This window comes from Flavobacterium cutihirudinis (assembly GCF_003385895.1).
GTDB lineage: Bacteria > Bacteroidota > Bacteroidia > Flavobacteriales > Flavobacteriaceae > Flavobacterium > Flavobacterium cutihirudinis.
In genome coordinates this window covers 352,798-365,447 of record NZ_QRDQ01000010.1, presented here as the reverse complement: position 1 = coordinate 365,447, position 12,650 = coordinate 352,798, and the positions used below count along the sequence as shown (strand labels likewise).

Here is a 12,650-nt window from a genome sequence, read left to right as displayed (position 1 = left end):
ACATAAAACGCTATAAATAAAGCTTTTAAGATCATGCTCGCATCTTGAAATTATGATATTTCAATAATCAAAACTTCTTTTTAACGATATATAATAATTCTAAAATCGGCTTTTTATAGAATACTATCATAATCAATACTTTACAAAAAGGGCATTCCTTTTGTTTTAAAAATGATATCTAAACAACTCGGTTACGCTTTTCTGAAAATAATCTAAACAAGGTGCTATGTATTTATCTAATAAAAAAACGATTATGTTTATTACAGGCGCATTTATAAGTCATTCTTACTGGGAAGAATGGATTATTTTTTTTGAAAATAAAGGATACAAAACCGTCGCGCCGCCTTGGTTATACAAAAATGAATCGGCAACAATTTTGAGACAAACACATCCAAACTCAAAAATAGCTTCAATACATTTAAACGATCTTTTGGATTATTATACAGAAATTATCGAAAAACTCCCTGAAAATCCAATTTTAATTGGACATTCTTACGGAGGTCTTGTTGCGCAATTGCTCCTTCAGAAAGAACTAGGTTCAGCCGTAATCTGTGTAAATTCATTTCCCCCGGGGAATTTAATTCGCTTCAATATTTCTTTTTTTAAAGCTATTTGGAACGCTTATGGTCTTTTTACACCCGCAAATAAATCCTATCTAATGTCTTTTAAAGAATGGCAAAGTAAATTTACTTCTCAAATGCCTTTCGAGGATCAAAAAGATACTTATGAAAAGCTTCGAATTCCAGAGTCTAAATTGATTATACGAGATCTATTTTCTAAATCAGGTGAAATAGATTTCCAAAAAAAACACAATCCTATTTTATTTGTAGCTGGTTCTTCCGATGCTTTTATCCCTGCTTCGCTTCAATACTTAAATTTCAAAAAATATAAAAATCTTCATTCTATTACGTCGTACAAAGAATTTCAAAATTCAAATCATCTCATTTCAAAACAGGAAAACTGGAAAAGTATTGCAGAATATATCGCAAACTGGCTGGCAAAAATCACTTAACTGATTTCTCTTTTTATTTCCAGCTTTTTTATCTTGGAATTTAAAGTCGAAGGATGAATGTCTAAAATTTCGGCTGCACCACCAACACCTGAAATTTTTCCGTTGCATTTCTTAAGAATATAAAGAATATAATCTCTTTCATTTTCTAAAATGGTTTTAATAGAAAATGGCTCAGAAACCTGCTCCGGATGTATTTTGGAGGAAACAGAAAGCCCAATTTCCTTAATAACATTGCCATCCGTCAGCAAAATGGTACGCTGTATCACATGTTCAAGTTCTCTGATATTTCCGGGCCAATTGTAATCCTGAATCTGCTGAAGAGCAAAATCAGAAAGAACTGGTGCTTTTCTTCCCATTCTTTCGCTGTAGAGTTTTATAAAATGATTGGCCAAATCCGGAATGTCCTCTTTTCGTTTTTTTAATGACGGAACAACTATCGGAAAAACATGCAATCGATAATACAAATCCATTCTAAATCTTCCGGCAGCCACTTCTTCTTCAAGATTTTTATTGGTTGCCGCAATAATTCTCACATCAATTTTCATAGAAGAAGTTCCTCCTACTCGTTCGATTTCTCTTTCCTGTAAAACCCGAAGTAATTTTACCTGAAGTTCCAGCGACATCTCTCCTATTTCATCTAAAAAAACTGTACCACCATCCGCCAGTTCAAACTTTCCAATTCTTCTGTCTAAAGCGCCTGTAAAAGCACCTTTTTCATGCCCAAAAAGCAGGGATTCTGCAAGGTTTTCAGGAATAGTTCCGCAGTTTATTATTACTAATGGTTTGTCTTTTCTTGGAGATAATGCATGAATACTTTGTGCAATTTTCTCTTTTCCGGTGCCGCTTTCGCCTAAAACTAAAACAGAAGTATCAGATGGCGCCACTTTTCGGATATAATTAAAAACGGAAATCATTTGCGAGCTATTGCCAATAATTCCTTCAAAACCTTCTGCGGTATTGGTCGGGTTTGTACTTTTATTTTCTGTTTTTGAAATGGGTAAACTATACTTTTCTTTGGAATAAATTTTATTTATAAACTGAGAAAAAACTGGTTCAAGAGCATTTAAAAGCTTTAAATTTTCCTGTGAATAAATATTGAGGTTTCGGCTATAGAAAGTGAAATGATAGCTTTGAATCGTTGCGACCGAAACCGGAAAAACCAAATACGATTTTATCCTGAAGTTATGTGTGATCAAAGCTTTTATTGGTGCCGCCTGTAGATTATTTATTAACGATTCTTCACTATAAATAATAGGTTCTTTATCTAGTTTTGACTTTCTGTAAATTTCATTTAATTCCTTTTCTGAAACAGCCGAAATCTGCGAAAGCTTTTGCGGATTAATGATTTGGTATAAATCTATATTTTTTCTAATAATCCCGAAATTATCGTAATGCGTTGTGGTCACAAATCCCGTTTCCAGATAGTCAAACGGAATAAAAGTCTGAATCACTTTTGCGAAAGCCAATAAGGCATCTTCTTTTTCTAAATCAGAATTTATAATTTCTGCAACACCTTTTTGAAGCTGATATTGCTGAATTAATTGCGATTCCAAGCTATATTGCTGACGATAAAAGGCAATTTCAAGTGTTGTAAGTACATCCTGATCCCGAAATGGTTTTACAATAAATCCGTACGGATGTGTCGTTTTTGCCTGATCTAAAACACTTTTGCTAGAATTAGCCGAAATAAATATAAAGCCAATATATTTTTCTTGAAGAATTTGAGCCAGTTCAATTCCGTTTCTACTGCCTTTCAGCATGATATCCAAAAAAACTAAATCCGGTTTTTCTATCTCAATTTGCTCCAAAGCCAAGTCAACCGAACGTGCAATTCCTGTAACTTCATAATTTGCTTTTTCGAGGATTAACTGCAAATCATGCGCCTCAATAAATTGATCTTCTACAATTAAAATTCGTTTTTTCAATCCTGAAGAAACAGCTTCATATCCGTTATCGGAAGACTTTTTCATAAGTGAATAAATTTTACCTAATATTGCACGTAATTCATTGACACAAAAATAGTTAAATTCTAATAGTTAAAATAACCATTTGTCAAATTTAGGTAAAGAAAAATCACATTTAATATTAATTTTCGTTTATTTTTTCAAAAACAGAATGTCATTTCTAATTATATTTGTTAATCTAAAACTTACTAAAATTTAATTCTAATAAACCATGAAGCTACTTTACTCGTTTTGTCTGCTGTTTTTTATTACAATTAATTCTCAGGCACAAAACCATCCTGCAACAGTAAATTATGATTTAAAAAAGAAGCGACTATTAATTCATACTTGCTCTTCTTATTTATACAATTCAAATCAGGGATCTATAGATGCTGATAGTTCTGTAGTACTTACCTGTAAAGCGTATAAATTGCCGTTGGCTTTAGCTTATGACGAGGGTTTTAATGATGGAAGTTTTTTAATTGGAAGCAAATTAATCGAAAACGGAAATATCACCGCCGCAAAACAGCTTTACGTTAAATCAAAAGAAGTAGAGAAAATAAAATTAGCGTTGCAACTAGGAATTCATTATTTGTTTCAACCTTTTACAAAACCCGAAGATATAACCAATGCCAACATTTACATATCCGAGGCAGTAAAAATCAGCAATGAGCTAAAAATCCAAAAATGGCAACATGAGAGTTTAATGCTTCTTGGCAAATATTATTTTCAGATAAATAATTATCCGGAAAGCAAAAAATGTTTTTTGCAAGTTGTAACTGAATGCCGAAAAACAAATGATAAAACTGCAATCGCAGATGCTTTGTACAATCAGGCAAGCTATCAATATGACCTCGATCCTGAAAAAGAAAAAATTCTAAAAGAAGCAGAAGCCTTATATACAACTCTGGGACAAGAAGAAAAAGTACTTCAGGTAAAATCGAAGCTTTGCACGATTTATTTCTGGCACGGAAAAATAAATGACGCGAAGAAAATACTTTATCAGAATATTGCCGCTATGCGAAAAATTGGCTTTAGACAGCAACAATTTAGCGAAACTACAATCTCTTATATCGAAGGCGTACAATTCAATATCAAAAATGCACTTTATTATGCGCTGAAAAGTGTTGAAACTATGGAGAAAACAAACGACTACACCTTTGCCGATATTTTCTATATGCGACTGGGAATCGTTTATTTACAAATGGGACATACTGATGAAGCAATAAAAATGTCCGAAAAAAGCATTAAATACGGACAAAGTATTTATAGCAGCGGAAGTTGGTACAAGAGTTTTATAACAGCGACAGCATCTTTGTCAGAGAAAGGAAAAAATAAAGAGGCAATCGAATACATGAATTCTATAACAAGTAAATACGCGCCACCAAATAAGTTTGACAATATGCTCATGAATTACGGTTATGCCAATTGTTATTGGAGAATTAAAAATTATGGCACCGCCGAAAAGTATTTCATAAAAGCCGGAGAAGCTGCTGATGCTTTAGACTCGCCACAGACCCACAGAGATGTTTGCAATACGTATTCGGCTATTGCTTTATTTTATGGAAACCGAAAAAACCTGCAAAAAACAAAATTGTACATTGATAAAATTGAGACTGTTTCAAAAAAATATAACAAAACATACAATTCAGAAGCGTTACAGCTGTCTTTTGTCAAATTAGATTCCTTAAAAGGTGATTTTAAATCGGCTTTGGCGCATCATAAATTATACAAAATAATGAGTGATTCTCTTTTGGATTATGCCAAAAACAAACAAATTGAAGAACTTAGAATTCAGTATGAAACTGAAAACAAAGAACAGAAAATCAAATTATTAGACAAAGAAACTGATTTACAGGAAACGGCATTAAAAAAATCAAAATTAATAAATACGCTTTCAATCTGGAGTTTGGTTTTATTGGTGCTTTTTATTGCTTTATTGTATAATCGATACCGTTTGAAACAAAGAACTAACGCCGAATTAGAACTGAAAGAAAAAGAAATCAATCAGAAAAACATCAATTTGAGGCATTTGCTCGATGAAAAAGAATGGCTTCTGAAAGAGATTCATCATCGTGTAAAAAACAATCTACAAACTGTAATAAGTCTGTTAAATTCACAATCCGCTTATCTGGAAAATGATATGGCATTATCAGCAATCAAAAACAGTCAGCATCGTATTCATTCGATGTCATTAATTCATCAGAAATTATACAATTCCGAAAATATCTCGACGATCAATATGCCAAATTACATCAGAGAATTGGTAGAATATTTACGTGAATCTTTTTCTCTTGGGCAACGAATTCGTTTTGAATTAAAAATTGATCCGTTAGAATTAGATGTTGCGCAGGCCGTTCCGCTTGGACTTATTCTAAACGAGGCGATTACCAATTCAATAAAATATGCTTTCCCTGAAGATCGTACAGGAATGATTTACATTACACTGGAAACCACTAAAGAAAACAAAATTTTATTGACCATCGCAGACAACGGAATTGGTTTTGATACTGATATTAGTGCACAAAAAATCAATTCGTTTGGGCTAAGTCTTATAAAAGGTTTAAGCGACGATTTGGATGCTAATTTTTCTATGGAAAATAACAACGGAACAATCTTTAAAATTGAGTTTTCAAAAGAATTTCCAATCATTGAAAACAGACGATAATTTGAAAAGAAAACACTAAAATTCTTTATAGCGAAATTTCACTAATCTAAATCGCTTTAGCGAAATATAGCACTTTGATCTAAGAAAATAACGCTAAAGACCTAGTAAACAATAAGTTTATTGACGTGGCATGTAAATTGGTTTCTCAAGAAAATGAACTCTTTAAACCATTTATCATGAAAAAATCAATACTACTATTAGTTATTCTATTTTTAAATTATAGTGCCGCAAAAGCCTGTGATAAATGTGGCACTTACAACAACAATGATTTCAAAATCAAATCGGCTACCATAACCCATAAAGCAGATTTAGGTTTGACGGTTTGGGATATAAAAGTCGAAGGAACTGCAGGAAAAACAATGCCTAAACCCGTTGGGCAATTAAATGGCGCTCCGGTTTTAGCGTATGTTTTCCCTACTACTTTAAAATCTTCTGATATTGGTTTCGGTCAAGCCGAAGGAATTGTAGCACTTGCCCTCACCTCACATCCAGATTTTGAAGACACACCGCTTTGGGATGAAAATCTCGACGGAAATTACCTTAATGATGGCCTAATCTGGCACGCGCACTGGGTTTTATTAGTGGAAGACAAACGTGTTGGCGGCGGACTTTCCGTAAAAGAATTTACAAAAGGAGATCCAAAAGTAGTTTTACCTCCAACAAATCCAGGCATGGCAATGTATATGGACAGCCCGGGTTTCAACATCGTGGCAAAAGGAAATTCCATAAAAGTAATTGTACCTAATTTCAGAATCAACAATAAAACCGATTTTAAGTTCGATGCCGTAAGCTGTTATATGGAAGTCAGCACTGGCGCCGGAGGTTCGCATGAAGGCGAAGGAACAAAACCAATGCTTGGTGTTTATAAAGTTTATACTGTCGTGAGCGGTAATCTTTCGTTACCGTATTCTGTAAAATAAAATTTAACTCGTTACAGAAATTCTTCATTCAAAAAATTACTGAAATTAATTAATGCTAAAATCTGAAATCTTATGGAAACTGATTTAACTAGTAAAACAGCTTTAATTTTAATTGATCCTTTTAATGATTTTCTTTCAGAAGGAGGAAAACTCTGGGAAACAGTAAAACAAACTGTTATAGAAAATAATGTTGTTCCCAATTTAATAAAGCTGGTCGCTGAATGCCGTAAAAACAATATCCAGATTATTTATGCGCCACACAGAAAGACGCAAAAAGGAGATTATCTGAACTGGAAATTTTTATCGCCATCGCATTTGGGAAGCTTGAAATTATCTCTTTTCGAAAAAGACAGTTGGGGCGGCGAATTCCATCCCGATCTTCAACCAGAGGAAGGAGATTTAATAGCACAAAATCATTGGACAGCCAGCGGATTTGCGAATACTGATCTTGACTTTCTGCTGAAAGAACATGGCATAACACATATCGTTCTGGCCGGAATGCGCGCCAATACCTGTATTGATTCTACAGCAAGATATGGAGTCGAACTAGGTTATCATGTGACTTTAATAAAAGACGGAATTGGAGCTTTCAATTGGGATGAAATCAAAGCGACTGTAGAAACTAATTTTCCAAATTACGGCCACAGTCTCTTAACAACCGATGATTTTATCTCTAATTTAAAAGATGAAAAAATATAATCTGTTCATTTTGAAAACACTATAGAAGATTTCTTAACTTTAATAACTATTTAATTTTCAACCAATTAAATACACAAACTAAGAGAAATGCTTTCATTTTTTATAAAAGAAAAAAAAGCATCCTTCACAGGAATCTGATGATAAGAAGCAAATAGATTGTTTAAGAATTTAGTAATAAACAGCCAAAACTTATGCTTACACAAGAAACCACAGGATTAATTATAATAGACGTTCAGGGCAAACTGGCGCGAATTGTAAACGAAAGCGAAAAATTAGTTTCAAATCTTGAGAAACTTATTCGTGGCTGTCAAATGCTGTCAATTCCGATAATTTATGCAGAACAAAATCCAAAAGGTTTAGGTTCGACGATACCTGAAATCGGAAAATTGTTAAGTCCACAAAAGCCGGTGGAAAAATATACTTTCAATGCTTTCGAAAATGAAGCTTTTAAAAAAGCCATTTTAGAAAGCAACAGAAAACAATGGCTAATCTGTGGTATTGAAGCTCATATTTGTGTGTACCAAACGGTTCTAGGTTTATTGTCTCATAATTTCGAAATCGAAGTTGTTGCAGATTGTGTTTCTTCAAGATCCAAAGACAGCGTTGAACTGGCTTTAGAAAAGCTACAAAATAAAGGAGCCGGATTAACCAATGTCGAAATGTGTCTTTATGAACTTGTAAAAGACTCCAAACGAGAAATTTTCAAAGAAATTTTAACTTTAATCAAATAATCATGTCAAAATCAAAAACTATTGTACTTATTCACGGAAATTTTGTAAACGACAAAACCTGGGCAGAATGGAAAAAGTACTATGAAAATAAGGGTTATACGGTTTATACACCCGCAAATCCCGGACACGACGGAAATCCCACTGAACTACGAGCAAAAGTGCATCCGCAACTAACAAAAACTGGATTTATTGATGTTGTTAACAATATCAGCCAATTGATAGATTCATTGCCAGAAAAACCATTAGTTATTGGACATTCTATGGCTGGTATGGCGGCTTTGAAGTTAGCAGAATTGGGCAAAGTATCAGCCGCTGTAAGTATTGATGGTGCTCCTCCAAAAAATGTTTTTCCACCTTTTCAAACCTTAAAAACGGTTATTCCGGCTTTCGGATTCTTTTCTTCTAATAAATATTTTATGGGAAGCCGCGATTGGTACGATTACGCCTTTTTTAATACTTTGCCTGAGGCTGAAAGACAAAAAGCTTTTGAAAAATTTGCAGTTCCTGAAAGTTACAAAGTCAGCCGCGAATTGGTGCTAAATTCTTTTTCTAATATCAATTTCAAAAAGCCGCATGAACCCATTCTTTTTGTTGGCGGTGGCAGCGATCACATCTTTCCTCCTTCCCTCACCCAAACCATTGCCCGAAAATATAGAGATAATGCCGGTCGTGTAGACATCAAGATATTCAGTGGCAAAAGTCATTTTATTTGTGGCGAACCTGGCTGGGAAAGTGTAGCCGATTATATTCTAAAATGGTACGAAGATTTATAAAAAGTATCATTATCAATAATTCGACTTCATAAAATTACGAAATATCGTAAAACAAAAAATACCTCAAATCATGGATTCCCTTTAAAATAAAGGGTTTAAATCTAAAGGCACGTTAATTGGCTATTGTTTGGCATCAAAATATGAATTTAAAATGTTAAGTCTGTTTTTTACTTCTTAATCTAGATTAATCGATACAGATTTCATTCTCTAATACATTTGTATCATACTAATAACAAAGTAAAATATAAAACATTCAAAAAGTTTAAATTTTAAATCATAATATCAATTTAAGTTAAAATATAAAACACTATTAATCTTAAAATCAAAAATCATGAGCACATTTACAGTAAAAGACGGAGCAGAAATTTTTTATAAAGACTGGGGAACGGGACAACCAATTGTTTTTCATCACGGCTGGCCATTATCTAGTGATGATTGGGATGCACAAATGATGTTTTTTCTTCAGAAAGGTTACAGAGTTATTGCGCATGATCGTCGCGGACACGGTAGATCCAGCCAAACTTCTGAAGGCAACAACATGGAAACTTACGCATCTGACATTGCGCAATTGGTTGAGGCTTTAGATCTAAAAGATGCTATTCATGTTGGTCACTCAACGGGTGGTGGTGAAGTAATTCGTTATGCTGCAAAATACGGAAAAGGACGTATCTCAAAAGCTGTAATCATTAGCGCTGTACCTCCAATTATGGTTCAAAGCGAATCAAATCCTGAAGGAGTGCCTTTGTCCGTTTTTGACGAAATCAGAAAAGGAACAGCTTTCACCAGATCACAATATTTTTATGATTTTCCAATTCCTTTTTATGGATGGAACCGCGAAGGACAAACCGTTCAGGAAGGAATTAAGCAAAATTGGTGGCGTCAAGGAATGATGGGTTCTGTTTTGGCACATCACGATGGAATCAAAGCGTTCTCTGAAACCGATTTTAGAGAAGATCTTAAAAGTTTAGATATTCCGGTTCTTGTATTGCACGGAGAAGACGACCAAATCGTTCCTTATCATCAAGCGCCTAAATCAGCAGCATTACTGAAAAACGGAAAATTAATTTCTTATCCTGGATTTCCTCACGGAATGCCTACTACAGAGGCAGAAACGATCAACAATGATATTTTGGCTTTTATAAAATAAATCAATCAAAACTGTCTGCAAAGAGACGTTTTTACAGACAGTTTAATCTTTTCAAATTATGAGTTTTTTTCAACAACCCTCTTTCGACACCGTTACTGAAGCTTTGCAATGGCTGAATACACAAGGTTTTACAGAAAACTTTAATCTGGATTCAAATTGTATTCGTTACAATAACAACAAACAAAGCATGTCGCCGGAAGAATTCAAAATCGAATATTTATTTCGTTTTGAAGGCGATACAGATCCCGGAGATGAAGATATTGTTTACGGAATAATATCTGAAATCTATAAAATAAAAGGTGTTCTCACCAGCGCTTTTGGCATCTACGCCGATTCCATTTCTACGGAAATGATCAAAAAACTTTCAACCCATTAAATTATAGTCGCTTCATAATTTTACGATATATCGTAAGATTCAAATCATGCTTTTATTTCTAAAAACCTATTTATCAAATAAATAAGGTAGTGGCATTTTATTGGCTTAACTAATTATAAATCTTAAAAATAAATACCTATGAAACCATCAGTTAACTTATTATCACCAACTAATCATGCTTTAGTATTAATCGATTTTGAAGGCCAAATGGCTTTTGCGACAAGCAATCTTCCTGTGCACGAATTACGTACAAATGTGGCTATCGTAGCCGGTGCATCAAAAATTTTCAATGTTGATACCATTGTAACAACAGTTGCCGAAGAAAGCTTTTCAGGACCTGTTTTTCCTGAGCTTGAAGAATTTTACCCAATTGCAACTTCAGGATATATTGACAGAACGACAATGAATACCTGGGAAGACGAAAATGCGTATAAAGCTATCGTAGCAAAAAACAAGAAAAAATTAGTTCTTGCCGGATTATGGACAGGCGTTTGCATCGTTGGACCGGCATTATCTGCAATCGAAGAAGGTTATGAAGTTTACGTAATTACAGATGCTTGTGGAGATGTAAGCGACGAAGCACACGAACGTGCAGTTCAGCGAATGATTCAGGTTGGCGTACAGCCTATAACATCCATCCAATATTTATTAGAACTTCAAAGAGACTGGGCACGCGAAGAAACGTATGGTCCGGTAACGACTTTGATGAAAAAATATGGAGGTTCTTATGGTTTGGGTATTCACTATGCGCACAACATGCTGAAACACTAATTCCACAAATTCATTCATTTATTTCCAAACCCCTTATTCTTCATTATGTTGGAATCATCAAAATCCATATCAAAAAACGTCAAGTTACTTGTTCTTATTCTCTTAACAGGAAATATGGCATTGGCCCAAAATTTCAAACTTTTGCGTTATGACGAAAATTACGAATTCCTAAAAGATTCTTCCCGAAACTTTTATCAGAATTTAAAATTTGTTCCTTTAAATAAAGAAAAGAATTTTTATCTGTCTTTGGGAGGCGAAGCACGATATGAATATGTTGATTTCAACAATGAAGACTGGGGAAGATTTAATATTGGTCATAATAATTTCCTGTTGCAGCGCTATGATCTTCATGCCGATATTCATTTAGGAAAAAGCGTTAGACTTTTTGCACAATTACGAAGTGCCTTAGAAGACGGCCGTACAAATGGAGCCCGTGGCATTGACGAAGATCAGCTGAATGTTCAGAATTTGTTTTTGGATGTGGATGTCTGGAAACAAAATGATAAAAAAGTAACCATTCGTGCCGGAAGACAAGAATTGGATTATGGTTCCGGAAGACTGATTTCAGTACGAGAAGGTCCAAATGCGAGATTGTATTTTACAGGAGGAAAACTAATGTATTCTTCTGCAAGACTAGCTGTTGATGCCTTTGCGATGATGGCAGATACGATTTACACTGGTGTTTTTGACAATAAAATGTCTAAACAGCTGAATCTTTGGGGAGCTTATTCTAAAATAATAATTCCGAAAGCAGGAAATATTGACCTTTATTATCTGGGTTTCCGAAGAGATTTATCTCTTTTTGAAGAAGGAATCGCCCACGAGAGAAGACATACCATTGGAAGCCGATTATGGAAATACGGAGGTGGTTTTATTTATAATCTGGAAGCAGCCTATCAATTCGGAACTTTTGGTTCAGGAAAAATTAATGCCTGGACAGGTTCCATCGATATTGGGTATATGTTCGAAAATATAAAATTCAAACCAACGATAAATCTTCGAAATGATTATATCTCTGGAGACAGAAACCAAGGAAATGGAGATCTGCAAACCTTTAATCCGCTGTATCCTAAAGGAGGATATTTTGGTTTCAGTCCGCAGGTTGGTCCGGTAAACCTTATCGACATTCATCCTTATGCAACTATGGATTTATTGCCACAATTAAAGATGCAGGTCGATGTGGTTTTGAACTGGAGATATTCAACTCAGGACGGTGTTTACAGACCCAGCGGTATATTAAACCTCCGCGGAAGCGATTCTGACGAAAAATATATTGGAACAGCTTATCTAGCCAATTTTACATACGGTATAAACAAATATATTTCGGTTGTCAGCGGTATTCAGTACTTCAAAACGGGTGCTTTTATCAATGATATTATTCCGAATTCAAAAGACGGTGTTTTTTTTAATGCCCGATTAACATTCAAATTTTAAAACTAAATATTGAGCATAATTATTAAACACATAGAAACATAGCTTTTGGGGCGTGTAAAAAGGCGTTTCACTAACATTAATGCACATAGTCTATGTGTTAGAAACTAGTTTCTTTCTTATAAACTTTTTTTACTTCAAAGTAAAGAAAATCTATGTTTCTATGTGTTTAAATATTT

The 12,650-nt window shown here is 34.2% G+C and carries 11 protein-coding genes; 10 read left to right on the top strand and 1 reads right to left on the bottom strand.

All coding sequences use genetic code 11. The features are described 5' to 3' along the window. Positions 1-226 precede the first annotated feature (226 nt). Entirely contained in the window at positions 227-1,012 is a 786-nt protein-coding gene (locus BD847_RS16200) for an alpha/beta hydrolase (protein WP_244201624.1), read from the top strand. Here BD847_RS16200 and BD847_RS16195 read toward each other — a convergent pair. Continuing rightward, entirely contained in the window at positions 1,009-2,982 is a 1,974-nt protein-coding gene (locus BD847_RS16195) for a sigma 54-interacting response regulator (protein WP_208641809.1), read from the bottom strand. The genes BD847_RS16200 and BD847_RS16195 overlap by 4 nt on opposite strands. 205 nt (positions 2,983-3,187) lie before the next feature. Between BD847_RS16195 and BD847_RS16190 the strand changes: the two genes are divergently transcribed. From BD847_RS16190 to BD847_RS16150, 9 genes are all read left to right on the top strand, one after another. Further along, positions 3,188-5,623: a sensor histidine kinase gene (locus BD847_RS16190; protein ID WP_115889302.1), complete on the top strand. Its 2,436-nt coding sequence runs from the start codon at positions 3,188-3,190 to the stop codon at positions 5,621-5,623. 176 nt (positions 5,624-5,799) lie between these two features. After that, positions 5,800-6,543: a hypothetical protein gene (locus BD847_RS16185; RefSeq protein ID WP_115889301.1), complete on the top strand. Its 744-nt coding sequence runs from the start codon at positions 5,800-5,802 to the stop codon at positions 6,541-6,543. 72 nt (positions 6,544-6,615) lie between these two features. Continuing rightward, the gene (locus BD847_RS16180; protein ID WP_115889300.1) at positions 6,616-7,242 is read left to right on the top strand and encodes an isochorismatase family cysteine hydrolase; all 627 of its coding nucleotides are present in this window, start codon (positions 6,616-6,618) and stop codon (positions 7,240-7,242) included. Between the two features lie 191 nt (positions 7,243-7,433). Further along, on the top strand, positions 7,434-7,973 hold the full coding sequence (locus BD847_RS16175; RefSeq protein ID WP_115889299.1) for a hydrolase: 540 nt from the start codon (positions 7,434-7,436) through the stop codon (positions 7,971-7,973). Between the two features lie 2 nt (positions 7,974-7,975). Beyond that, on the top strand, positions 7,976-8,746 hold the full coding sequence (locus tag BD847_RS16170; RefSeq protein ID WP_115889298.1) for an alpha/beta hydrolase: 771 nt from the start codon (positions 7,976-7,978) through the stop codon (positions 8,744-8,746). A 331-nt stretch (positions 8,747-9,077) separates the two neighbouring features. Continuing rightward, the gene (locus BD847_RS16165) at positions 9,078-9,893 is read left to right on the top strand and encodes an alpha/beta fold hydrolase (protein ID WP_115889297.1); all 816 of its coding nucleotides are present in this window, start codon (positions 9,078-9,080) and stop codon (positions 9,891-9,893) included. A 58-nt stretch (positions 9,894-9,951) separates the two neighbouring features. Next, positions 9,952-10,269: a phosphoribosylpyrophosphate synthetase gene (locus tag BD847_RS16160; protein ID WP_115889296.1), complete on the top strand. Its 318-nt coding sequence runs from the start codon at positions 9,952-9,954 to the stop codon at positions 10,267-10,269. Positions 10,270-10,407: 138 nt separating this feature from the next. Beyond that, on the top strand, positions 10,408-11,040 hold the full coding sequence (locus BD847_RS16155; RefSeq protein ID WP_115889295.1) for a hydrolase: 633 nt from the start codon (positions 10,408-10,410) through the stop codon (positions 11,038-11,040). Positions 11,041-11,154: 114 nt separating this feature from the next. Continuing rightward, the gene (locus BD847_RS16150) at positions 11,155-12,474 is read left to right on the top strand and encodes an alginate export family protein (protein ID WP_244201623.1); all 1,320 of its coding nucleotides are present in this window, start codon (positions 11,155-11,157) and stop codon (positions 12,472-12,474) included. Positions 12,475-12,650 lie beyond the last annotated feature (176 nt).